At 66.3% G+C, this 24,068-nt stretch carries 22 protein-coding genes; 12 read left to right on the top strand and 10 right to left on the bottom strand.

Features of this window, described 5'->3' with window-relative positions:
• Window positions 1-90: 90 nt before the first annotated feature.
• Window positions 91-1,782 carry a sulfatase-like hydrolase/transferase gene (locus V6U71_RS08665; protein WP_411341858.1) on the top strand — a complete coding sequence of 564 codons (1,692 nt, stop codon included), beginning with the start codon at window positions 91-93 and terminating at the stop codon, window positions 1,780-1,782.
• Window positions 1,783-1,785: 3 nt separating this feature from the next.
• Here the strand turns inward: V6U71_RS08665 and V6U71_RS08660 are convergent, their stop codons facing one another.
• The 9 genes from V6U71_RS08660 to tpiA all read right to left on the bottom strand — a co-directional run bounded on the left by V6U71_RS08660 (window position 1,786) and on the right by tpiA (window position 9,512).
• Window positions 1,786-2,262 carry a glutathione peroxidase gene (locus V6U71_RS08660; protein WP_411341857.1) on the bottom strand — a complete coding sequence of 159 codons (477 nt, stop codon included), beginning with the start codon at window positions 2,260-2,262 and terminating at the stop codon, window positions 1,786-1,788.
• A complete protein-coding gene (locus tag V6U71_RS08655; RefSeq protein WP_411341856.1) occupies window positions 2,259-2,810 on the bottom strand; it encodes a hypothetical protein in 552 nt (183 codons plus the stop codon). The genes V6U71_RS08660 and V6U71_RS08655 overlap by 4 nt, the downstream gene beginning before the upstream one ends.
• Window positions 2,811-2,842: 32 nt before the next feature.
• Window positions 2,843-3,520, bottom strand: coding sequence for an ABC transporter ATP-binding protein (locus V6U71_RS08650; protein WP_411341855.1), 678 nt, complete (start codon window positions 3,518-3,520; stop codon window positions 2,843-2,845).
• Entirely contained in the window at window positions 3,513-4,763 is a 1,251-nt protein-coding gene (locus V6U71_RS08645; protein WP_411341854.1) for a lipoprotein-releasing ABC transporter permease subunit, read from the bottom strand. The genes V6U71_RS08650 and V6U71_RS08645 overlap by 8 nt, the downstream gene beginning before the upstream one ends.
• A gap of 389 nt (window positions 4,764-5,152) precedes the next feature.
• Complete coding sequence (locus V6U71_RS08640; RefSeq protein WP_411341853.1) at window positions 5,153-5,701, bottom strand: hypothetical protein; 549 nt, start codon at window positions 5,699-5,701, stop codon at window positions 5,153-5,155.
• Between the two features lie 70 nt (window positions 5,702-5,771).
• A complete protein-coding gene (locus tag V6U71_RS08635; RefSeq protein ID WP_411341852.1) occupies window positions 5,772-6,455 on the bottom strand; it encodes a Crp/Fnr family transcriptional regulator in 684 nt (227 codons plus the stop codon).
• Between the two features lie 26 nt (window positions 6,456-6,481).
• The gene (locus V6U71_RS08630; protein WP_054726578.1) at window positions 6,482-8,113 is read right to left on the bottom strand and encodes a CTP synthase; all 1,632 of its coding nucleotides are present in this window, start codon (window positions 8,111-8,113) and stop codon (window positions 6,482-6,484) included.
• 118 nt (window positions 8,114-8,231) lie between these two features.
• Window positions 8,232-8,666: a preprotein translocase subunit SecG gene (gene secG, locus V6U71_RS08625; protein WP_411342329.1), complete on the bottom strand. Its 435-nt coding sequence runs from the start codon at window positions 8,664-8,666 to the stop codon at window positions 8,232-8,234.
• A 96-nt stretch (window positions 8,667-8,762) separates the two neighbouring features.
• Window positions 8,763-9,512 carry a triose-phosphate isomerase gene (gene tpiA / locus V6U71_RS08620; RefSeq protein ID WP_411341851.1) on the bottom strand — a complete coding sequence of 250 codons (750 nt, stop codon included), beginning with the start codon at window positions 9,510-9,512 and terminating at the stop codon, window positions 8,763-8,765.
• Between the two features lie 177 nt (window positions 9,513-9,689).
• On the opposite strand from tpiA, the gene V6U71_RS08615 reads away from it, so the two are divergent.
• From V6U71_RS08615 to lexA, 9 genes are all read left to right on the top strand, one after another.
• Entirely contained in the window at window positions 9,690-11,630 is a 1,941-nt protein-coding gene (locus tag V6U71_RS08615; protein WP_411341850.1) for a peptidylprolyl isomerase, read from the top strand.
• A gap of 13 nt (window positions 11,631-11,643) precedes the next feature.
• On the top strand, window positions 11,644-13,155 hold the full coding sequence (locus tag V6U71_RS08610; RefSeq protein WP_411342328.1) for an anthranilate synthase component I family protein: 1,512 nt from the start codon (window positions 11,644-11,646) through the stop codon (window positions 13,153-13,155).
• Between the two features lie 64 nt (window positions 13,156-13,219).
• Complete coding sequence (locus V6U71_RS08605; protein ID WP_411341849.1) at window positions 13,220-14,227, top strand: NADP-dependent oxidoreductase; 1,008 nt, start codon at window positions 13,220-13,222, stop codon at window positions 14,225-14,227.
• Window positions 14,228-14,296: 69 nt separating this feature from the next.
• The gene (locus tag V6U71_RS08600; RefSeq protein ID WP_411341848.1) at window positions 14,297-14,887 is read left to right on the top strand and encodes an anthranilate synthase component II; all 591 of its coding nucleotides are present in this window, start codon (window positions 14,297-14,299) and stop codon (window positions 14,885-14,887) included.
• The gene (trpD, locus tag V6U71_RS08595) at window positions 14,884-15,882 is read left to right on the top strand and encodes an anthranilate phosphoribosyltransferase (protein WP_411341847.1); all 999 of its coding nucleotides are present in this window, start codon (window positions 14,884-14,886) and stop codon (window positions 15,880-15,882) included. Before V6U71_RS08600 ends, trpD begins: the two co-directional genes overlap by 4 nt.
• Window positions 15,879-16,673 (top strand): indole-3-glycerol phosphate synthase TrpC, encoded by a 795-nt coding sequence (trpC, locus tag V6U71_RS08590; RefSeq protein WP_411341846.1) that lies wholly within the window; start codon window positions 15,879-15,881, stop codon window positions 16,671-16,673. The genes trpD and trpC overlap by 4 nt, the downstream gene beginning before the upstream one ends.
• Entirely contained in the window at window positions 16,670-17,140 is a 471-nt protein-coding gene (gene moaC, locus V6U71_RS08585; RefSeq protein WP_411341845.1) for a cyclic pyranopterin monophosphate synthase MoaC, read from the top strand. Before trpC ends, moaC begins: the two co-directional genes overlap by 4 nt.
• Complete coding sequence (locus tag V6U71_RS08580; RefSeq protein WP_411341844.1) at window positions 17,137-18,327, top strand: molybdopterin molybdotransferase MoeA; 1,191 nt, start codon at window positions 17,137-17,139, stop codon at window positions 18,325-18,327. The genes moaC and V6U71_RS08580 overlap by 4 nt, the downstream gene beginning before the upstream one ends.
• A 66-nt stretch (window positions 18,328-18,393) precedes the next feature.
• Window positions 18,394-19,071 (top strand): transcriptional repressor LexA, encoded by a 678-nt coding sequence (lexA, locus tag V6U71_RS08575; protein ID WP_054726550.1) that lies wholly within the window; start codon window positions 18,394-18,396, stop codon window positions 19,069-19,071.
• On the opposite strand, the gene V6U71_RS08570 is transcribed toward lexA, so the two are convergent.
• Window positions 19,025-21,199 (bottom strand): ComEC/Rec2 family competence protein, encoded by a 2,175-nt coding sequence (locus tag V6U71_RS08570; RefSeq protein ID WP_411341843.1) that lies wholly within the window; start codon window positions 21,197-21,199, stop codon window positions 19,025-19,027. The two genes, lexA and V6U71_RS08570, sit on opposite strands and share 47 nt — an antisense overlap.
• Before the next feature lie 68 nt (window positions 21,200-21,267).
• On the opposite strand from V6U71_RS08570, the gene gltX reads away from it, so the two are divergent.
• Window positions 21,268-22,722 carry a glutamate--tRNA ligase gene (gene gltX, locus V6U71_RS08565; protein WP_411341842.1) on the top strand — a complete coding sequence of 485 codons (1,455 nt, stop codon included), beginning with the start codon at window positions 21,268-21,270 and terminating at the stop codon, window positions 22,720-22,722.
• A 36-nt stretch (window positions 22,723-22,758) separates the two neighbouring features.
• A complete protein-coding gene (locus V6U71_RS08560) occupies window positions 22,759-24,042 on the top strand; it encodes a citrate synthase (RefSeq protein ID WP_411341841.1) in 1,284 nt (427 codons plus the stop codon).
• Window positions 24,043-24,068: the final 26 nt, after the last annotated feature.

Raw genomic sequence — 24,068 nt, 5'->3', positions numbered from 1 at the left:
GCCAAAGCTCAGCCCCTCCTCAGGACAAACGGGGTATTGATGACACGGGCGGGCGCACTTTTTGCCAAAGCATAGGATTCAACGAAGGCGATGAGTGGGGCGAGAACAAGACTGGCAGCCAAGACAATCCTCCTCCTGCTCGCGCTCGCCTTCGGCGCCCCCGATATCGCTGCGCGCGTCGCGATGCTCGGCCTGTCGCCGGGGCTCCTCATCTACGCTGCGCTTTATGGCGTTCTCGCCGCCTGCCTGTGGTGCTCGGCCTTTATCCGTTCATCGCCGCTGCGCTGGGCATGGGCGACGCTGTTCGCGCTCGCGGCGCTGCTCGTCGACGGCTTCCAGTCGGCCACCGCCGAGGCGATGAGCTATGACGCGTTTGTTTCGATGCTTCATTCGGCGGGATTCGCGGGCGACGCAGCGGCGCAGCACGGCGCCTCGATCGTCTGGGCCGCGACCGGCGCTCTGCTGCTCTTTCTCGCCGTCGGGCTGAAGCCCGCCCCCGCGCGACGGATGCCGCAAGCGCTGGCAATGTTGGCGCCAATCGCGGGCCTCATCCTGCTCACCACCCTGCTATTTTTCCGCGGCGGCGAAGGCGCACGCGGCCTGCCCGGCGCGTGGGTCGGAACCTCCTATGCGGCGCTCTATGCGATCGAGATGGTGACCGAACCGGTCCCACCCCGCCAGCCGGTGCGCCTTGTGCCGAAACCGTCAGCCGCGCGGGGTGACGTCGTGCTGATCGTCGATGAAAGCATCGCGGCGCGCTATCTCGACATCAACGACCCCGCCGGTGTACGTTCGGGCCTGAAATCGCCGCCCGGCAGCGTCACCGTCGGCAATTTCGGAATCGCCGCGTCGATCACCAATTGCAGCTACGGCAGCAACCTCACCCTTCGCTACGGCGGCACCCGTGACGGATATCAGCGGCAGAATGCCGCGCTGCCTTCGATCTTCGCCTATGCAAGACGCGCGGGCTTCGCGACGACCTATATCGATGCGCAGCGCACCGGCGGCGCCTATCAGAACGGGATGGACGACGCCGAGCGGCGCGACATCGACCATTTCGTCCAGTTCGACGACACGCCGGTCGTCGATCGCGACATGGCGGCCGCCGACGCGCTGATCGCGCTGCTGGGCAACGGCCGCCGCGACTTCATCCTCGTTAACAAGATGGGCGCCCATTTTCCGGTAGCGGACAAATATCCCGAGACCGCTGCAGCCTTCGGCCCGGCCTTGCCACGCGGCGAAAGCACCAACGTCACCGAAATGCGGCTGCCCGAAAATCTGTTCAGCGGCGCCGAGGCGTGGCGTCTCTATCGCAACAGCTACCGCAACACCGTCGCCTGGACGGTCGGTGCCTTCTTCGACCGGCTGTTCGCGGGCGCCCGCCTCGACGGCGCGCTGATCGTCTACACCGCAGACCATGGCCAGAACCTCCACGAACGCGGCGATCCCGGAACGACGACGCATTGCAGCCCGTTTCCGGAAGCCGAAGAGGGCGCCGTGCCGCTCGTCGTCATCGGCGATGACGATAGCTGGGCCGCCGCCGCAAAGGCCAACTTCGACGCGTCGAGCCATTACCGGATCTTTCCGACCCTGCTCGGCGCCATGGGTTACGATCGCGAAGCGGTCCGGCGCCTCTACGGCGAAGCGCTCGATTCGGCGCGCCCCGACCCCCGCACCTTCAACAGCTTGTTCAACGCCCGGCTGGGGCGCAAGCCGATATGGGTCGAGGTGCGACGCAGCGCCGTGGCGCGGCCCCCCGCGAGCGATTTCGACGCACGCTAGAGATCAGCCGAGCAGGTCCTCGATTTCCTTGCGAAGCTGCTCGGGCTTCGTCGTCGGCGCGTGGCGCGAGACGGTCTTGCCGTCGCGATCGACGAGGAATTTGGTGAAATTCCATTTGATGCCGCTGCCGAGCAGGCCGGTCTTTTCCTTCTTCAGATGCTTGAAAATCGGATCGGCATCGTCGCCATTGACATCGATCTTCGCCATCACCGGAAAGGTCACGTCATAGGTCAGCGAACAGAAATTCGCGATCTCGGCCGCGTCGCCGGGCTCCTGCGCACCGAACTGGTTGCACGGAAAGGCCAGGATCTCGAACCCGCGGTCCTTATAGTCGCGGTACAATTCTTCCAGCCCCTCATATTGCGGCGTGAAGCCGCATTTCGATGCGGTGTTGACGATCAGCAGCACCTTGCCCTTGTAATCGGCCATCGACTGCGCGCCGCCGCCCGGAAGCGGCGCCTTGAGATCGTAGAGGTTCATTGTTTTTTCTCCTCCGCCCTGCGCGGTTTATAGATCAGATCGAAACTCGTGGTCCAGCTCAGCCCGTGATCGGTGGACTGCTCGCCATATTGGCGGACCGACCCGTCGGGATTGGGCGTATAGGTCATGCGGATCAGCCCGTCCTGCCCCTTGGCGACGACATTCGCCCAATGGCCGGTCAGAACCATCTTGCCATCCGCCGGTCCGCCGTCGAAGTCGACCCGCGCGCCGCTGGCGTCGACCCATGCCTGGCGCCAGTAATGGCGTTCATTGTCGTAATGGCTGAGCGATCCGCCGCCGCCGCCTTTCAGCGGCTTCCATGTCTCGCGGATCGCGCAGCCCATGAACATCGACTCGATGCTGCTGGTCGCAATCGGGGTGCTCGTACCATTGGGGAAGACATCCCATTCGCCGACCCAGAAATCGAAAGCGCGATGATCGGGCGTCGCGCAAGGCAGCGGCGCGGGCGCCGCTACCGGCGGGGTCGACTGGGCAATCGCCGCCGCCGGCAGCAGGCCGAGCAGGCCAAACACTATTCCGCTTCGCATCCGCGTTCCCCTACCCCCGAGGCGGAGGCAGACTAATCCTCTATCCGCCCTTCGTGCAAGCGCAGCACACGGTCCATCTTCGCCGCCAGCCGTTCGTTGTGCGTTGCGACGAGCGCCGCCGAACCATGATCGCGCACCAGCTTGACGAACTGGTCGAACACCCGGTCGGCCGTTGCCTCGTCGAGATTGCCCGTCGGTTCGTCGGCGAGGACCAGCAGCGGCCGGTTGGCGAGCGCGCGCGCCACCGCGACGCGCTGCTGCTCGCCGCCCGACAGCTTGCTCGGTTTGTGATGCAGCCGTTCGCCTAGCCCCAGCCGGCCAAGCAGGTCGGCGGCGCGTTCTTCCGCCTCGGCCTGCTTCGCACCGCGAATCAGTTGCGGCAGCACGACATTCTCGATCGCGTTGAAATCGGGGAGCAGGTGGTGGAACTGATAGACGAAGCCGATCTTCTCGCGCCGCGTCTTCGTGCGCTCGCCCTGCCCCAGCCGCGTGACATCCTCACCGTCGATGCGGATCGTGCCGTCGAAACCGCCCTCGAGCAGCCCCACGGCTTGCAGCATCGTCGACTTGCCCGACCCCGACGGGCCGAGCAATGCGACGATCTCGCCGCGCTTCAGATGCGCATCGACGCCGCGCAACACTTCGATGGTGACATCGCCCTGGGTGAAGCTGCGCTTCAATGCCGCGAGTTCGAGAACGACGTCACTCATAGCGCAGCACCTGTACGGGATCTGTATTCGCCGCCTTGTACGCAGGATAGAGCGTCGCGAGGAAGCTGAAGAGGATCGTCATCACCGCGATCAGGGTGATTTCGAACGGGTCGGGCTTCGACGGCAGTTCGGTCAGGAAGCGGATCGACGGATCCCAGAGCTGCTGCCCGGTCAGGAACTCGACCCCGCGCAGCACGCCCTGCCGGAAAAACAGCGTGGCGAACCCCAGCGCCATGCCGACGAGCGTGCCCGAAACGCCGATCGCAAGCCCGATGGCCATAAATATCCGCATCACCGCGTCGCGCGGCGCCCCCATGGTGCGCAGGATCGCCATGTCGCGCGTCTTCGCCCGCACCAGCATGATCAGCGAGGAAATGATGTTGAACGACGCAACGAGGATGATCAGCGACAGGATCACGAACATCGCGACGCGCTCGACCGACAGCGCCTCGAACAGGCTCGCATTCATCGACCGCCAGTCGGAAATGATCGCCTGCGCGGCGACCTTTTCGGCCAGCGGCTGCAGGATCGTGCCGACTTTGTCGGGGTCGGTCACCTTGACCTCGATCATCCCAATCTGGTCGCCGGTCAGCAGCAGGATCTGCGCATCCTCCATCGGCATGACGACATAGGCCTTGTCGAAATCATAGACGCCGATCTCGAACACCGCCGACACGCGATAACTGATCTCGCGCGGCACCGTGCCGAAGGGCGTCGAGCGGCCGGCGGGGTTGATGATCGTCAGGTTCGAACCGACCGTCGCGCCAAGGTTGCGCGCCAGTTCGCTGCCGATCGCGATATTGCCCGAATTGGGGGTCAGCGAATTGAGGCTGCCCTGCAATACTTTGCCGCCCAACGTCTCGTTCTTGCGGATGTCGGGAACCGTCATGCCGCGCACCAGCACGCCCTCGACCCGCCCGCTGAAGGTCGCGAGCAAGGGCTGTTCGATCAGCGGCGTCGCCGACACGACGCCGGGCGTCGCCTTCGCTTCCTTGAGCACGCCCTGCCAATCGTCGAGCCGGCCGCCGAAGCCCTGCACCACGGCATGGCCGTTGAGCCCGACGATCTTGTCGAACAGGTCGGCGCGGACGCCGTTCATCACGCTCATCACGATCACCAGCGCCGCAACCCCCAGCATCACGGCGGTGAAGCTGAATGCCGCGGCGACGAAGATGAAGCCTTCGCCGCGTTGCGGAAGCAGGTAACGCTTGAAGATGGTGCGTTCGTACGGACGCAGGATCATAAGGCGGACGGCCTTTTCGGCGCAGGGCGCATTGCGGTCATGCCGCCCGCTTTAGGGAGCGCCGGAAGCGCTGGCAATGGCCGCCGGAGTCGCGACAAAGTTGCGAGCGATTCGCAAAATATGTTGCCCATCGGCCACAGGGCGAGGCAAAAACCGTCTGGGATCGTTCGCAAAGGGTGACAAGCCCGCCCGATCGCCCTAGCCCGATGACTTCTGGTTCAACGCGGCCCAAAGGCCCGGCTCCAGGGAGTGCAGGCCATTCGCCTGGCCTGCGCAAAGGGGGATGGCGATGTTCGTCACAGGCGCCCGGGTCTCTAAAGAGGCCCGGGCGTTGTGATTCCTGGACCAGGGCCCGAATCGACGGCTTCAGCACGCAACGCAGCCCCTCGTCAGTCTTTCCATTGCGACTTTTTCGCGCGATGCTTTTTGAACAAGGCATAGGCGATGGCGGCGACAATGATGACCGGAACCGCCCACAGAAACGCGAACAGAGCCAATTCGTAAAAGCTGCCGCCGCTCAGCAGCGACGGGCTATGATAGAGATCCTGCAGGAGGCAGCCGCGCCCGTGGCAGTCAAATCCATACGCCTCCGGCCAACCAATCTTGTTCGCGAACCCGATCTGGCCTGCGACCAAAAGGAGGATGAATATTATGGTGCCGACCATGATCGACCAGATCCGGGCCGCCCCGTACGCCTCATAATGCGGCCTGAGTTCGCCTTTCAGGTGGCGCAGAAGGCGCCATAAGACGAACAATCCCCAGCCGACACTTGTCGTCAGCGCCAGCCCGCTCAAAACCGGATAATTTTTGATCGGCGGGCCATCGGTAAACAGCATGAACGGCAAAAAGGGGATGATCATCCCCGCGAGCGAAATGGGCTTGGAGTTGGCGGCGACATCTTTGTCGACCAGATTCAAAACCCGGCGAAACAAACTCACCGCCACGCTCCTTAGGGAACGAAGACAACGGGTCGGACCGGCGTCGCAATCATGCGGGAGCCGACGGCCTTTACCCCTCGCTTTCGCTGATATCCTCGAGCATATCAGCGTCGAGTACGCGCACCCGGCCCTGTTCGAGCGAAATCACGCCCGATTCTTCCCAACTCTTGAGCTGGCGGTTGATATGCTCGCGGCTCATCCCCGCAAAATTGCCGAGTTCGGTCTGGCTCAGTTCGACGCGCTGCGATGCCTCGGCATCCTTGCGAATCAGCCGCTTGAGATAGCGGGCAAGCCGCGGCCCCGACGCATAAGCGCGGTCGCTTTCGATCGTCTGGTCGGCGGTGCGCAGGCGGCGCGCGAGCTGCTGCATCAGCGACCAAGCGAATTCGGGATGGCTGGTCGCGAAATCGCGCATTGCGTTGCGGCCGAGCTGGAGCGCACTGCCGGCGCTGGTCGCAGTCACCGATGCGGTGCGCTCGCCCCCGTCGAGGAGTGCGATCTCGCCGAGCACCGCGCCGGGTTCGGCATAGGCGAGCACGATCTCGCGCCCGTTCGCGGTCAACATCGACACGCGCGCGGCCCCTTCGGTCAGGATCAGCAGGCTGTCACCCGTGTCGCCCTGGGCCAGCAGTTCCTTGCCCTTGGTGAAATTGATCTGGACCGCACGGCCCGCGATATCGGCCCAGTCCTGAATCGACAGGCCGGAAAAAATACTCTCGGGGCCCTGCAATTCGGCGAGTTTCGCGTGATCCATGCCCTGACCCTTTTCTGCCGCCGGTCCTAGACCAGACGGCTCTGCTTGACCGCTGCTTCGATGAATCCCGCGAACAAGGGGTGCGGGTCGAAGGGTTTCGACTTGAGTTCCGGATGGAACTGCACCCCGATAAACCACGGATGGTCGGGCCGCTCAACGATTTCCGGCAACATGCCGTCGGGCGACATGCCCGAAAAGACGAGCCCGCCGGCTTCCAGCCGGTCGCGATAGGCGCCGTTGACCTCGTAACGGTGGCGGTGGCGCTCGCTGATCTCGTTCGCGCCATAGACGCTCGCGACATGGCTGTTCGGCGACAGCTTCGCTTCATAGGCACCGAGCCGCATCGTGCCGCCAAGGTCGGTGTTCGCGCCGCGCTTCTGCAGCCCTTCGGCGCTCATCCATTCGGTGATCAGGCCGACGATCGGTTCCTCGGTCGGACCGAATTCGGTGCTCGACGCCTTGTCGATCCCGCTCGTGTTCCGCGCGCCTTCGATGCACGCCATCTGCATGCCGAGGCAGATGCCGAAGAAGGGGACGTTGCGTTCGCGGGCGAAGCGGACGCTGGCGATCTTGCCCTCCGACCCGCGCTCGCCGAAGCCGCCGGGGACAAGAATGCCATGCAGCGGCTCGAGATTCGCCGCCAGATCCTCGTCCTGCTCGAACATTTCGGCGTCGAGCCAGCGGATGTTGACCTTGACCCGGTGCGCCATGCCGCCATGCACCAGCGCTTCGTTGAGCGACTTATACGCATCGGGCAGCGAGACATATTTGCCGACGACGCCGATCGTGACCTCGCCTTCGGGATGTTGCTTGCGGTCCATGATGTCGTACCAGCGCGACAGGTCGGGGTCGGGCGCGTCGTGGATACCGAACGCGCGCAGGACCTCGCTGTCGAGCCCCTCGCCATGATATTGCACCGGCACCGCATAGATGCTGTCGGCGTCCAGCGCCGGGATCACCGCTTCCTTCCGCACGTTGCAGAATTGCGCGATCTTCGCGCGCTCGCCCTCGGGCAGCGGCTTTTCGCAGCGGCAGAGCAGGATATCGGGCTGGACGCCCAGCGAAGCGAGCTCGCGGACGCTGTGCTGCGTCGGCTTGGTCTTCAATTCACCCGCCGCCGCGATGTATGGCACCAGCGTGACATGGACCGACAGCGTGTTTTCGCGCCCCTCTTCGTTGCGGAGCTGGCGGATCGCTTCGATGAACGGCAGCGATTCGATGTCGCCGACGGTGCCACCGATTTCGCAAAGCACGAAATCGAGATCGTCGATGTCGGTGCGCGCGAACGCCTTGATCGCGTCGGTCACATGCGGGACGACCTGCACCGTCGCACCCAGATAGTCGCCGCGGCGTTCCTTGGTGATGATCTGCTGATAGATGCGGCCCGAGGTGACATTGTCGCTCTGCCGCGCCGCGACGCCGGTAAAGCGTTCGTAATGGCCAAGGTCGAGGTCGGTCTCCGCCCCGTCGTCGGTCACATAGACCTCGCCATGCTGATAGGGCGACATCGTGCCCGGATCGACGTTCAGATAGGGATCGAATTTCCGGATGCGGACACGGTAACCCCGCGCCTGCAACAGAGCCGCAAGGCTAGCCGCCATCAAACCTTTGCCAAGGGAGGAGACCACGCCGCCGGTGATAAAAATGAACCGCGCCATGGGAGGAAAGACTTACTCAACAGGAGGGGGACGGCGCAAGCCGTCGAATCGCAAACGGCGGAAATAATTCCGCCGCGCGGGATTGGGGGTGGAGGCCTGAGCCCCCACTGGATCGGCTTTACTTCTTCGCGGGCGCCTGCGGCTGCGCCGGGGCGTCCTTTGCCGCGGCTGCTGCGGCAGCCGCTGCCAGCGGATCGTCGCTCACCGGCGCCTGCGCCGGGGCTGCAGCGCCCTGTGCGGGCTGCTGCGCCGGGCCGGTCAGCGACGACGACGGTGCCGACTGCTGCTGCGCCGCTTTCGACAGCGACGTGTCGATCGTCGATCCGCCACGGCCGACCGAAGCCATTGCCGCCAGCACGATCGACAGGCCGACGAACAGCGTTGCGAGGATCGTCGTCGCGCGGGTCAGGAAATCCGCCGCGCCGCGGGCCGAAAGCAGGCCTGCGGGGCTGCCGCCGACGCCGAGGCCGCCACCTTCCGACTTCTGCATCAGAATGACGCCGATCATCGTGGCGGCGACGAGCGCCTGGACGACGAGCAGGAAGGTGAACAGGTTGGACATCATATTTTCCCGAACTCGCGCGGCCTCACTTGGTCCACGCCCGCGGCGCACATAGAGACGAAGGCGCGCCGCTTCAACCCACAAGGCTCAGCCAAGCGCCGCGGCGGCCTCGATAATCGGCACGAATTTGCCCGCGGTCAGACTCGCGCCGCCGACCAGCGCCCCGTCGACATCGGCCGCGCCGAGCAGTTCGGCGGCATTCTCGCCATTGACCGAACCGCCGTAGAGCAGGCGCATTTCCTGCGCGGTATCGCCGAAACGCGCCGCAAGTGCGCCGCGGATCGCGCCGTGCATCGCCTCGACATCGCCGACGGTCGGGACAAGCCCGGTACCGATCGCCCAGATCGGCTCATAGGCGATGGCGAGCCGGTCGGCGTCAACATCATCGGGAACCGAACCCGCGACCTGCGCCAGCACATGGTCGATCGCGCCGCCCGATTCGCGGACCTCGCGCGGTTCGCCGACGCAAAGGATGACAGCCAGCCCCGCAGCCAGCGCAGCTTCGGCCTTCGCACGCACATCCTCGTCGCTTTCGCCGAACCCGTCGCGCCGTTCGCTGTGGCCGACGATGGTCAGGCTGGCGCCCGCATCGACCAACATCGGCGCCGCGACCGATCCGGTGAAAGCGCCCGACGCGGCGCTGTGACAATCCTGCCCGCCGACTGCTGCGCCCTGCGCCGCTGCGACCATGGCGCCGACCAGCGTGAACGGCGGACAGAGGGCGACATCGACGCCGTCATGCGCCTTCGCCGCAGCGAAAATCGCTTGCGCCTCGCCGATCGCGGCCGCCAGCCCGTTCATCTTCCAGTTGCCGACCACATATTTGCGCCGCGCCATCGTGCCGCTCCTTGCTTGAATCAAATGTTGACCGCGCCCTAGCGGTCATCATGGGGAAGTGGCAAGCGGGGTCGGCGCCTGCGAAAACCCCCTTTCCCGCCTTGATGCCGCGCCGCCTCCCGCCTAAAGCAACGCGCAACCGCGCCCCGTGCGCCCCGCCGAAAGAATGCCCGCTTCATGATCACCGCCATTCGCCGCCTCTTCGGATCCACCGTCGGTAAAGCCATCGCGCTCGGCTTCGTCGTCCTCGTCGGCGTCGCCTTCGCGCTCGGCGATGTGACGGGCAACTCGACCTTCGGCGGGCTGGGCGGCGCCAATGTCGCCAAGGTCGGCGACACCGAAATCGGCGTCGGCGAACTGCGCGCGCGCGTCCAGCAAGCATATAACCGGGCGCGGCAGGACCAGCCGGGACTGACGCGCGAAGCCTTCGTCGAATCGGGTGCGCTCGACGGCATATTGAAGCAGCTGATCAACGACGCTGCGGTCCGCCAGCTTGCGCGCGACCTCGGTTTCGGGGTCAGCAAGCGGCTGATCGACGCACAGATCGCCGATGCATTCTCCGGCGTGTCGGGCAGCTTCGACCAGAAGCGCTACGAAGCCTATCTTGCCGAAAGCGGGCTCAACGAGAACCAGATTCGCGGCGAAATCGAAACGCTGCTGCTCAGCCAGCAGCTTGCAAAACCGATCGGGGGGATCCCGGCCGTCGCCCCGTCCATGGCCAAACCCTATGCGGTGCTGCCGCTCGAACAGCGGCACGGACAGGCGACCTTCATCCCCGCCAGCCCCTTTGCGCCGACCGCCGATCCGGGCGACGCCGTGCTGCAGAAATATCTTGCGCAGCATAAGGCGCGCTTCACCGTCCCCGAGCGGCGCGTCATCCAATATGCGCTGTTCGATCGCAGCGCGGTGCCGGTCCCCGCGGTGACCGAGGCCGAAATCGCCAAGATATATAAGGACAACGCCGCCAATTTCGCGGCGACCGAAACGCGGCGTTTCGCGCAGGTGATCGTCCCCGACCAGGCCGCTGCCAACGCCATCGCGGCCAAGGTTCGCGGCGGCACCCCGCTCGCCGCCGCGGCGCAGGCGGCCGGCCTTTCGGCCTCGACGACGGGCGAGCTGACCCAGACCGCCTATGCGGCGACGACGACCGCGGCAGCGGCGAAAGCCGCCTTTGCCGCGAAGCGCGGCGACCTGCTCGGTCCGACGCAAACCGGCCTTGGCTGGGCGATCGCGCGGGTCGAGAGCGTCACCGCCAATCCGGCGCGCAGCCTCGCCGACGCGACCCCCGAAATCCGCACCGAACTCGAAAAGAACAAGGCGAACGAGGCGATCGTCGATTATTACAACGCGATCCAGGACGCCGTGAACGGCGGCGCGTCGATCGAGGAAGTCGCCGCCGACCGCAAGCTCCAGCTCGTCGAGACCCCGGCGCTGCTGCCGAGCGGCCGCGCCCCGGCGCAGCCCGCCTTCACCCTGCCGCCCGAAATGGCGCCGATGATCGCCCAGGCCTTCCTCGGCAGTGGCGAAGGCGAAGGCGAGATCGCGACGCTGGTCGAAAACGAAAAATTCGCCGTCTTTGCGGTGAAATCGATCACCGCCGCGGCGCCACCGCCCTTCGCGCAGATCCGCGGCGACCTGCTCGCCGACTGGCGCTTTGCCGAGGGGCAGAAGGTGGCGCGCGACAAGGCCCGCGGCATCGTCAAGGCGGTCGAAGGCGGCAAGTCGCTCGCCGAGGCGGTGAGTGCCGCCGGGCCGAACATCGGCAATGTCCAGACGATCGGCGGCCGCCGCGGCGACCTCGACCGCGACGGCAAGGGCGCGCCGCCCGAACTCGCGCTGCTGTTCTCGATGGCCAAGGGCACGGTGAAGACGCTCGAAATCCCGGGCAACCGCGGCTGGATGGTGATTGCGCTCAACGAAGTGAACCGCCCCGACATCAAGTCGGTCGATCCGCGCGCCGCCGCCTATATCGCGCGCCCGCTCGGCGCCGCGTTCGGCAACGAACTCGTCGAACAGCTCGTCGCCGAGGCCAAGCGCCGCGCCGGGGTGACGATCAACAAGCAACTGGTCGACCAGCTCCGCCGCGAACTCACCGGCACGGCGCCGGTCGCCGAATAAGGCGGCGCGGGTGCTGGAGGGCAGAGCCGCCGCGCTCGAGGCGCTGGCGCAGGGCCGCGGCGCGGTCGTGTGGCAGCGGCTGATCGCCGATATCGAAACGCCGGTATCGGCGGCGCTCAAGCTCATCGAGCCGGGGCGCGGCGACTGGGTGCTCGAATCGGTCGAGGGCGGCGAGACGCGCGGCCGCTACAGCATGATCGGCCTCGATCCCGACCTGCTGCTCGAAGCGCGCGGCGACACGGCGCGGATCAACCGCAACTGGCGGCGCGACAAAGAGGCGTTCGCACCGATCGCCGGCGGCGCGCTGCAGGCGCTGCGCGATCTCGTGGCCGAATGCCGCTTCGACGTGCCCGAAGGCCTGCCGAAGGCGCTGACCACGCTCGTCGGTTTCTTCGCCTATGAAACCATCGGCCTTGTCGAGCGCATCCCGCGTGCGCCGGGAAGCGGGCTCGGCCTGCCCGATATGGTCTTCGTGCGCCCGACGACGATCCTCGTCTTCGACCGGCTGGCCGACGAACTTTTCCTGATCGCGCCGATCTGGCCCGATGCGGCCGCGCCGATCGACCGGATGATCGATGCCGCGCAGGAACGGCTCGACGATATCGCGGCGCGGCTGGCCAGCGCCAGCGCGCACGCCGACCGCGCGGCCACGGATGCGGTGCCGGGCGACATCGTTCCGATACCCGCGACGACGCCCGGGGACTATGCCGCCATGGTCGCCACCGCGAAGGACTATATCGCGGCGGGCGATATCTTTCAGGTTGTGCTGTCGCAGCGCTTTTCGACGCCGTTCGATCTGCCGCCCTTCGATCTTTACCGCGCGCTGCGGCGGATCAATCCTTCGCCGTTCCTCTATTTCCTCGACCTGCCCGGTTTCGCGCTGATCGGTTCGTCGCCGGAGATTCTGGTCCGGGTGCGCGACGGCGAAATCACCATCCGTCCGATCGCCGGCACCCGCCCGCGCGGCAAGACCAGCGCCGAGGATCTCGAAAACCGCGAATCGCTGCTCGCCGATCCCAAGGAACGCGCCGAGCATCTGATGCTGCTCGACCTCGGCCGCAACGACGTCGGCCGCGCCGCGACCGGCGGCAGCGTTGTCGTCACCGACAGCTATACCGTCGAATTCTACAGCCACGTCATGCACATCGTGTCGAACGTCATCGGCCGCATCGCGGAGGGCAAGGACGCGATCGACGCGCTGTTCGCGGGCTTCCCGGCGGGCACCGTCAGCGGCGCCCCCAAGGTCCGCGCCTGCCAGATCATCGCCGAACTCGAAGCCGATGCGCGCGGGCCCTATGCCGGCGGCGTCGGCTATTTCGCTCCCGACGGCAATATGGATAGCTGCATCGTGCTGCGCACCGCGATCGTCAAGGACGGCGAAATGCACGTCCAGGCCGGCGCCGGCATCGTCGCCGACAGCGAGGCCGCCTATGAACAGCGCGAATGCGAAGCGAAGGCCGGCGCGCTGTTCGCCGCGGCGCGCGAGGCGGTGCGACTGGCGGGAACGCCGGGGTATGGGCAGTAAGAAAATCGATCCCCTCCTCTTCACGGGAGGGGCGTCTCGCGAAACTGACGGCGGAGTGATGCGAATGCAGGGCTTTGTACTCAATCGCTACGGCGGTCCGGAAACGACCGGCCTGCAAGAGGTTGCACGCCCTGTCCCCGGCGCCGGCGATGTGCTGGTCCGCGTCCACGCTGCCGGCCTCAATCCCGTCGATTTCAAAACGCGCGACGGCATGTTGAAGGTCGTGCAAGGCTACGACCTTCCGGTCGTTATGGGCAACGAACTCGCCGGCACGGTTGAACATTGCGGCCACGGCGCAGCCGCATTCAAACCCGGTGACCGCGTATTCGCGCGCGTGCCGAAAGGACGCATGGGCGCTTTCGCCGAATATGCTGCCATTCCTGCAAGCCACCTCGCCCTCCTGCCGGCGTCGATCGACTTCGAAACCGCCGCGGGTGTCCCGCTCGCCGGACTCACCGCGCTTCAAGCGCTCCGCGACGAACTGCGACTGAAGCCCGGTAGCCGCGTCTTCATCCCCGGTGGCGCCGGTGGTGTCGGTACCTTTGCGATCCAGATCGCCAAATGGCTCGGCGCCGAAGTCACCACGACCGCGTCGCCGCGCGGACGCGCGCTCGTCGAACGGCTCGGCGCCGACCGGGTGATCGACTACACAACCCAGAATTTCGAAAACGAAATAGGCGACATGGACGGCGCCTTCGACCTGATCGGCGGCGACACGCTCGAAAAATGCTTCGGCGTCGTCAAACCCGGCGGCATGGTCGTATCGGTCGCCGGGATGCCCGAACCGCTGACCGCACGAAAGGATCTCGGACGCGGCGCGGGCCTGGCCGCCCTCTTCTGGTTTGCGAGCTTTGGGTTGCGCGCCAAGGCGCGCAAACATGGCGTGACCTATCGCTATTTGTTCATGCACCCTAGCGGCAGCGAACTGGCCGAACTGGCGCAACTGATCGTCGACGGGAAGCTTGAACCGGTGATCGACCGCATCTTCCCATTCGCGGAAATCGGCGATGCGATCGCCTATCTCGAATCGGGGCGGGCCAAGGGCAAGATCGTCGTGCGCATGGAAAGCTAGAAGCCCGCATTGCAGTCCGAAAAGCTTCTATCCCTTCCCCAAACCCCGCAAAACCGGTAGTGCGCCGCCATGATCCTCGTCATCGACAATTACGACAGCTTCACCTTCAATCTCGTTCATTATCTGATCGAGCTGGGCGCCGAGGTGCGCGTCGAGCGCAACGATGCGCTGACCGCCGCGGCTGCATTGGCCAGCGGCGCTGATGCGATCCTGATCTCGCCCGGCCCCTGCACGCCCAACGAGGCGGGGATCAGCCTCGATCTCGTCGCCGCCTGCGCCGACGCCGCGCGGCCGCTGCTTGGCGTCTGCCTCGGTCATCAGGCGATCGGCCAGCATTTCGGCGGCACCGTCCAGCGCGGCCACCTGATGCACGGCAAGACGTCGCCGGTGTGCCACGACGGCAGCGGGCTGTTCACCGGCCTGCCCTCGCCGCTCACCGCGACGCGCTATCACAGCCTCGAAGTCGTCGACATCCCGGCCAGCCTCGTCATCAACGCGACGAGCGACGATGGCGCCGTGATGGGATTCCGCCACACCGACCTCCCGATCCACGCCGTCCAGTTCCACCCCGAAAGCATCGCGACCGAGCACGGCCATGCGATGCTCGCCAATTTCCTGAAGATCGCCGGGCTCCCGGTCGGCGAACGGAAGGCGGCATGAGCCGCTTCGGTCCCTTTCCCGACCCCTCGGCGCTGCTCGATCACGACGAAGCGGCCGATGCCTTCGCGACGATGCTCGATGGCGGCGCGACCGACGAACAGGTGTCCGAATTTCTGATCGCCCTCTCCGATCGCGGCGAAACGATGGTCGAAATCGCTGCCGCCGCGCAGGCGATGCGCGACCGGCTGATCCCTGTCGCGGCGCCCGCCGGCGCAATCGACGTCTGCGGCACCGGCGGCGACGGCCATCATACGCTCAACGTCTCGACCGCCGTGTCGATTGTTGTTGCCGCATGCGAAGTTCCCGTCGCAAAGCACGGAAATAGAGCCGCTTCCTCGAAGTCCGGCGCCGCCGATACGCTGGAAGCACTTGGCCTCGACATGGAACGCGCCGACCGGCAGGCCGAGGCGCAGCTCGCCGATCTCGGCATCTGCTTCCTCTTCGCCGGGACGCGTCACCCCGCGATGAAGCGCATCATGCCGATCCGCAAGGCAATCGGGCGACGGACGATCTTTAACCTCATGGGTCCGCTCGCCAATCCCGCGCGCGTCACGCGCCAGCTCATCGGCATCGCCCGCCCCGCCTATGTCCCCGTCTATGCCGAAGCGCTCCACCGGCTCGGCACCGACCATTCGCGCGTCATTTCGGGCGACGAGGGGCTCGACGAGCTGTCGCTGGCCGGCGGCAACGAGGTCGCGGTGATCACGCCCGAGGGGGTCCGGATGCAACGCAGCATCGCCGCCGATGCCGGTCTTCCGACACGATCGCTCGACGAGCTTCGCGGCGGCGATGCGACATATAACGCGAAAGCGCTGCGCGCCCTGCTGCAAGGCGAACCCGGCGCCTACCGCGACGCCGTGCTCTATAACGCTGCCGAAGCGCTCGTTGTCGCCGGCGCCGCCGACACGTTGCTCGAAGGTGTCGAGGAGGCTGCCGAGGCGATCGACAAGGGCCTTGCCAACGCGCTGCTCAATTGCTGGATCGCCTATAAATGAACAAGCTCACCCAGATACTTGCCACCAAGGCCGAAGAGGTCGCCGCGCGCCGCGCGGTGCACTCCTTCGCCGATCTCGATGCGATCGACGCGGGTCCCGTCCGCGGTTTTGCCGCCGCGCTTCAGGCTAAAATCGACGCCGGCGGCTTTGGCCTGATCGCCGAAATCAAGAAAGCATCGCCATCCAAAGGACTGATCCGGGAGGATTTTAATCCGGCGGATCATGCGCGCCAATATGAGGCCGGGGGCGCTGCCTGTCTGTCGGTACTGACCGATGCGCCCTATTTTCAGGGGCACGAGAATTATCTGGTCGCCGCGCGCGCTGCCTGTGCCCTGCCCGCGCTGCGCAAGGATTTCATGATCGATCCCTGGCAGGTTGCCGAGGCACGCGCGATCGGTGCCGATGCGATCCTTATCATCGTCGCCGCGCTCGAAGACGGCGTCATGCAGGACATCGAGGCGGCGGCGGTCGAGCGCGGCATGGACGTGCTCGTCGAAGTCCATGACGAGGCCGAACTCGAGCGTGCCTTGGGCAAGCTGACGTCGCGGCTGATCGGCGTCAACAACCGCGATCTCCGCACCTTCGAATCCGATCTGGGCGTCACCGAACGCCTCGCCGAACTGGTCCCGCCAGGCACCTTGCTCGTCGGCGAAAGCGGCATCGCCAGCCATGCCGATTGCGAACGGCTGGCAGCCAGTGGCGTCAGAGGCTTCCTCGTCGGCGAAAGCCTGATGCGTCAGCCCGACGTCACGGCGGCAACAAAGGCGCTGCTCACCGGAGCGGCGGCATGACCCGCCCGACGCACCTCGACGAAACGGGTGCGGCGCATATGGTCGATGTCGGCGGCAAGGCGGCAACCGGACGCCGCGCCGTGGCGGGCGGGCGCATCGCCATGTCGGCCGAGGCGCTCGCAGCGATCCGCAGCGGCAATGCGCCGAAAGGCGACGTGCTGTCGACCGCGCGGATCGCCGGCATCATGGCGGCGAAACGCACCGCCGACCTCATCCCGCTCTGCCACCCGATCGCGCTGACGCAGGTCAGTGTCGAATTCGACTGGGAAGAAGGCGGCATTTCGGTGCGCGCGGTCGCGGCAACGACCGGGCCGACCGGGGTCGAGATGGAAGCGCTCACCGCCGCATCGGTCGCGCTGCTTACCCTTTATGACATGGCCAAGGCGCTCGACCGCGCGATGATCCTCAGCGACATCCGCCTGCTCGAAAAGAGTGGCGGCCGCTCGGGCGACTGGCGCGCCGGATGAGCGGCCTGCTGCCGGTCGAGGAAGCGCAGGCGCGCCTGCTCGCGCTCCGCGCTCCGCTGGCGACAGAAAATATTGCCGTTTCCGAATCGCTTGGACGCTATCTTTCACAGGATGTCGTCGCATCGCGCGACCAGCCCGCGGCGCCGCTGTCGGCGATGGACGGCTATGCGATCCGTTTTGCCGATATGCCGGGGCCGTGGACGATCACCGGCGAGGTCGCCGCTGGCGCGGCCCCGGACCGGGCGGTGGGCGCCGGCGAGGCGATGCGCATCTTCACCGGCGCGATGCTTCCGGACGGTGCCGACACCGTCGTCCTCCAGGAAGATGTCGCGGCAGCGGGCACCGCCTTGACGCTGACCGGCGACGGCCCCGGCACCCGGGGGCGCCATATTCGGGAACGCGCCGGCGATTTCGCCGCCGGCACGCGCTTGCTTGCCGCCGGAACGCATATGGGCGCCGGCGCGATCGCCGCCGGGATCATGGGCGGTGCGGGCGAGGTTCGCGTCGGATCGCGGCCGCGTGTCGCAATCCTGACCACCGGCGACGAGCTTATCGCGCCGGGCCGCGCGCTCGCGCCCGGCCAGATCCCGAACAGCAACGGCGCGATGCTCGCGGCGATGCTCGCCGCCGCTCCCGCCGACGTCGACCTGCCGCTCCATATGCGCGACGACCGCATGTCGATTGCCAATGCTATCAAGGAGTTGGCGCGACACCATGACGTCATCGTCACCGTCGGGGGTGCGTCCGTGGGCGATCATGACCATGTTCGCGGCGCCCTCGACGACGCTGGCGGCCGGCTCGATTTCTGGAAGATCGCGATGCGGCCGGGCAAGCCGCTGATCGCGGGAAGCGTCGACGACGCGCTGCTCCTCGGGCTGCCCGGCAACCCCGGCTCGGCCTTCGTCACCGCGACGCTCTTCCTGCTGCCACTGATCCGCCATCTTGCGGGCGCAGCACATCCGCTTCCCCCAATCCGCCAGGCACCGCTCGCCGCAACGCTTGCCGCCGGGGGAAGCCGCCGCGACTATCTGCGCGCCCGGATCGAAGGCAGTGCGCTCCGCGCCCTCGACAGTCAGGACAGCGGTCAGACCGCGCCGCTGGTCGAAGCCGACGCCCTGCTCATCCGCGAAATCGGCGCGCCCGCGCGCGCGGCCGGCGAGATCGCCGACTATATCGACATCGCTTGACAAGTTCCGGTCTGTTCCACTATCGTTCTCATTATGTCCGGTTCTGGTCCTGACGGAGAATGATCGATGTTGACCGCCAAGCAGCATGAACTGCTTCACTTCATCCAGCAAAAGCTCGACGCAAGCGGCATTTCGCCGTCGTTCGAGGAAATGAAGGAAGCGCTGGGTCTGAAATCCAAGTCGGGCATCCACCGGCTGATCAGCGCGCTCGAGGAACGCGGTTTCCTGCGCCGCCTTCCCAACCGGGCCCGTGCGCTCGAAGTGGTGAAGCTGCCCGAAACGGCAAAGGCTGCGCCCGCACGCGAAAATGTCGTGCCGCTGCGCAAGAGTCCGCCTGCGATGCGCCCGATCGCGGCGAACGACATCATCGAAGTTCCGCTGCACGGCAAGATCGCTGCCGGCGTGCCGATCGAGGCGTTCGAGGATCACAATAATCTCGCGGTCCCGGCGGCACTGCTCGGCGCGGGCGAACATTATGCGCTCGAAGTTTCGGGCGATTCGATGGTCGAAGCGGGAATCTTCGACGGCGACTATGCGCTGATCCAGAAGGCCAGCACCGCACGCGAGGGCGATATCGTTGTCGCGCTCGTCGACGGGCAGGATGCAACGCTCAAATATTTCCGCCGCGAAGGTCAGATGATCCGGCTCGATCCGGCGAACAGCGCCTATGAGCCGCAGCGCTACCCCGCCGAGCGGGTCATCGTGCAAGGGCGCCTGTCGGGACTGCTTCGTCGTTACCACTGACCTGCTGGGGCCGGCGCCACGGATGCGCGTCACCGGCGCGCAAGCTGGTGCTCGCGCGTGGCTCCTTGCCGAGGTATAGCGCCAGCCCGCCGGTTTCGGTCAGGCTGTCGCGGTCGATCGTCAGCCAGCGTGCGACGCATTCGTGCGGCAGCCAGCGGTCGCTGATCACGACGTCGGCAGCGGCGCAGGCCGCTGCCATATCGGCGCCGTCGATCCGGTCGCGGCCGCGCGCGGCGAGAATAATGCGCCCGGCATTGCCTGTGGCCCCATTGCCCGCTTGTTGCCGCCAGCGGCAGAAATCGCGGTTGCACGACACATGATCGAGTTCGGCGAGCGCGACGAGCGGGGTATCGACCCCCGCCGCTTCGGACAGCGAATCGCGGATGAAATCGCCCGCTCGATCGCGTAGCAGCGCATAGCCGCCGCCCGGCACCGCCACCGCGATGTGACGGCCGTCGCCGGTGACCAATATATCGGGCCGCGGCTGCGCGAGCAGCGAGGCGATCCCGATGGCGAGCGGCACGGCGCCGGCCAACCGCCATGACGTCCGCCACAGCAGCAGCCATAATCCCCCGAAAACCGCGAGCGCGAATCCACCGGGCGGGAAGGACGGCAAGGTCGCGACCGCTCCCGGCGCGCCGGCGACGCCGTGCGCCAGCAGCAGGAGCAAGGCGAGCGCCTTTTTCGCCACCCACCAGAAGGGCGCGCCGAGCCCGACGCTGCCGAACAACAGCGCGAGCGCTTCGGCGGGCATGATAACGAAAGTCGTGAGCGGGATCGCGACGACATTGGCGAGCGCGCCGTAAAGCCCCGCCTTGTGAAAATGGAACAAGGCGATAGGCGCCAGTGCGATTTCGACGACAAAACCGGTAATCAGCAGCCCGGCGACGCCGCGGCCGGCGCGGACGATCCAGCGCTCGTCGCGCCGTTCGAGGAAGCGGCGCATCCGCGGGCTTTCGTGCAGCGCGATGATCGCGGTGACCGCCGCAAAGCTGAGCTGGAAGCTTGGCCCCGCGAGCGCCTCGGGCCGCCAGACGAGCACGATCAGCGCCCCCGCCGCGACCAAGCGCAGCGTCAGCGCCTCGCGCCCGAGCAGGAACGCCGCAAGTACGAGCAGCGCCGCGACACACGAGCGGATCGTCGGCACCTCGGCGCCGCTGAGCCATGTATAGCCGACCCCCGCAAGCGCCGCGCCGCCCGCCGCCGCCGCGAGCACGACGCCGCGCAGCGCCAGCCGCGGACTCAGCGCGAGCAGCCGGATCAGCAGGAACATCGTGAAGCCGACGACCGCGGTCACATGGAGCCCGCTGATCGACAGCAGATGCGCGAGGCCGCTACGCCGCATTGCTTCCGAATCCGCCTCGCTGATCGCGCCCTGATCCCCCGTGACCAGTGCCGCAGCGATGCCGCCCGCCGATCCTTCGACCTGCTGCTGGATGTGCCCACTTAGCCGCATGCGCAGCGGCGGGGTGCTCTCGGCCGCCCCCGGCGCGCGTGCGACGTCGCCGAGCACCGTCCCGACCGCGCCGATCCCGTCGAACCAGGCGCGCCGCGCGAAATCATAACCGCCCGGCAGGTTGGCGGGCGGCGGCGGCATCAGCCGCGCCCGCACCGCAACCAGTTCGCCGCCGGACAATCCCGCCGCTTGCTCGCTGCCAAGCGTCAGCCGCAGGCGCGGCGGCAGGTCGGCACGCTGCTGCGGGTGGACAAGGATGCGCACTTGCTCGCGGGCAGGAAGCGGCTCGACGCGCTCGACCCGTGCCGAAAACTCGGTGGTCACCGGCCGCGCCAGTACCGGCGCCGCGACCCAGCTTGCGCGCGCCCAGACGAGCAGCAGGCCCAGCGCCATGACGGTACAGCCGATCACGACTATCCGGCCCAGGCGCCGCTGCCAGCCGATCAGCAACCCCGCGAGCAGCCCGCCGCCGAGCGACAGCAACAATCCGATCCAGTGGGCTGCCGCGGGAAGCGCGAACCACGCCGCGATCCCCGCCCCGAACGCGACGGGCAGCCACAATCCGATGCGCTCGCGCTCGGCTTCCAGCCGCGCCTCGATATTCGCTAGCAGCCGCGCCCGGCCACCCGCCCATCGGCCATCAAACGGCGTTTGAAGCTGCCTTGTCGCCATGCTAGGGGCTCCCCCGACCCCGTCCCCGCACCTGTCCGGGGGCGGCAGAGTGAGTGAAAGAGGCCGTAGTGGCAACCGAAAACCAGACCGATCCGAACGAAGCCACCGGCGCCGCCGTCGTGACGCGCTTTGCGCCCTCGCCGACCGGCTATCTCCATATCGGCGGCGCGCGCACCGCGCTCTTCAACTGGCTGTTTGCGCGCCATCATGGCGGCAAATTCCTGCTCCGTATCGAGGATACCGACCGCGCCCGTTCGACCGACGCCGCGATCGACGCAATCCTCGACGGGATGCAGTGGCTCGATCTGGACTGGGACGGCGAGACGGTGTTCCAGTTCGCCCGCGCCCCGCGCCACGCCGAAGTCGCTGCCAAACTGCTCGCAAAGGGCGAGGCCTATCGCTGCTATCTGACGCAGGACGAACTCGCCGCGATGCGCGCCGAAGCGCAGGAAAAGCGCCTGCCCTTCCGCGTCCGCAGCCCCTGGCGCGACCGCGACGACGGCGATCCCGCCGCCCCGCACGTTGTCCGCCTGCGCGCGCCGCAGGACGGCGAGGTCACGATCCACGACAAGGTGCAGGGCGCAGTCACGGTCCAGAATGCCGAACTCGACGATTTCGTCCTGCTGCGCAGCGACGGCACACCGACCTATATGCTCAGCGTCGTCGTCGACGACAACGATATGGGCATCACGCACGTCATCCGGGGCGACGACCATCTCAACAACGCCTTCCGCCAGCTCGCGCTGATCCGCGCGATGGGCTGGCGCGAGCCCGCCTATGCCCATGTTCCGCTGATCCACGGCGCCGACGGCGCCAAGCTGTCGAAGCGCCACGGCGCGCTCGGCGTCGATGCCTATCGTGACGAAATGGGTTATCTGCCCGAAGCGGTGGACAATTACCTCCTCCGCCTTGGCTGGGGCCATGGCGACGACGAGATCATCGGCCGCGACCAGGCCGTGCAATGGTTCGATCTCGACCATGTCGGCCGCTCGCCGTCGCGTTTCGATTTCAAGAAGCTCGAGAACCTCAACGGCCATTATCTTCGCGAAGCCGACGACGCGCGGCTGGCCGGCCTCATCGCGCCGCGCGTCGAAAAGCTCATCGGCCGCGCACTCGATACCGCCGAGCGCGATTTGCTCGTTCGCGCAATGGATTCGCTCAAACCACGTGCAAAAACGATCGACGAAATCGCCGATGGCGCAACTTTCTTGTTCCTGGGCGCCCCGTTGCCAGTGGACGAAAAGGCGGCAGAGGTGCTAAGGGCCTCGCCCGAAGGCCTGCTGGCCGCTGTGACGAAGCGGCTGCGCGCGCTGGACAATTGGACGACAGAAGAGCTGGATGCCGCCGTGCGCGCCGAAGCCGAAGCCGCCGGACTGGGGCTCGGAAAACTCGCGCAACCCCTACGCGCTGCACTAACCGGCCGGACCGTTTCCCCGGGAATTTTCGACGTGCTGCTATTGCTCGGACGCGATGTCAGTCTGGCGCGACTTGACGCAGCGCAACATTTTCCGGCAGGGGCGTAGCCACGCTACTCCCGCCGTCAGAACAGGGAAATATATATGACCGACACTGCAAAAATCACGCTGGGCGACAAGACCGTCGACAGCCCTGTCCTGTCAGGCACCGTCGGACCCGACGTCGTCGATATCCGCAAATTCTACGCCCAGACCGGCGCCTTCACCTATGATCCGGGCTTTACCTCGACGGCGAGCTGCGAATCGCAGATCACCTATATCGACGGCGACGAAGGCGTGCTCCTGCATCGCGGCTACCCGATCGGCGAACTCGCCGAACATTCGAGCTTCATGGAAGTCTGCTACCTGCTGCTGAACGGCGAATTGCCGAACGCCGATGAACTGGCGAATTTCGATAACACGATCACCCGCCACACCATGCTGCACGAGCAGCTCGCGACCTTTTACCGCGGTTTCCGCCGCGACGCGCACCCGATGGCGATCATGTGCGGCGTCGTCGGTGCGCTGTCGGCCTTTTATCACGACTCGACCGAAATCCACGATCCGCACCAGCGCATGATCGCCAGCCATCGGCTGATCGCCAAGATGCCGACGATCGCGGCGATGGCGTATAAATATTCGGTCGGCCAGCCCTTCGTCTATCCCGACAACAAGCTCTCCTACACCGGCAACTTCCTGCGCATGACCTTCGGCGTCCCGGCGGAGGAGTATGAGGTCGTCCCCGCCGTCGAACGCGCGCTCGACCGCATTTTCATTCTCCACGCCGACCATGAACAGAATGCGTCGACCTCGACCGTCCGCCTCGCGGGTTCGTCGGGCGCCAATCCGTTCGCATGCATCGCCGCCGGCATCGCCTGCCTCTGGGGCCCGGCGCACGGCGGCGCGAACGAAGCGGCGCTCAACATGCTGCGCGAAATCGGCCGCCCCGAACGCATCCCCGAATATATCGCGCGTGCCAAGGACAAGGACGATCCGTTCCGCCTGATGGGCTTCGGCCACCGCGTCTACAAGAACTACGACCCCCGCGCGACGGTGATGCAGAAGACGGTGCGCGAAGTGTTCGACGCATTGAAGGTCAACGACCCCGTCTTCGAAGTCGCGCTGCAGCTCGAGGAAATGGCGCTCAACGACAGCTATTTCGTCGAAAAGAAGCTGTTCCCGAACGTCGATTTCTATTCGGGCGTGATCCTGTCGGCGATCGGCTTCCCGACGACGATGTTCACCGCACTCTTCGCCCTCGCCCGCACCGTCGGCTGGGTCGCCCAGTGGAATGAGATGATCTCGGACCCCGCGCAGAAGATCGGCCGCCCGCGTCAGCTTTACACTGGCCCGACGCAGCGCGCCTATGTGCCGGTCGACAAGCGCTAAGCGCCGACCCGGCTAAATTTCAGGAG

The sequence above is a fragment of the Sphingopyxis sp. J-6 genome, from assembly GCF_046603995.1.
Classification (GTDB): Bacteria; Pseudomonadota; Alphaproteobacteria; order Sphingomonadales; family Sphingomonadaceae; genus Sphingopyxis.
This window is presented reverse-complemented; position numbering and strand designations above follow the sequence as displayed.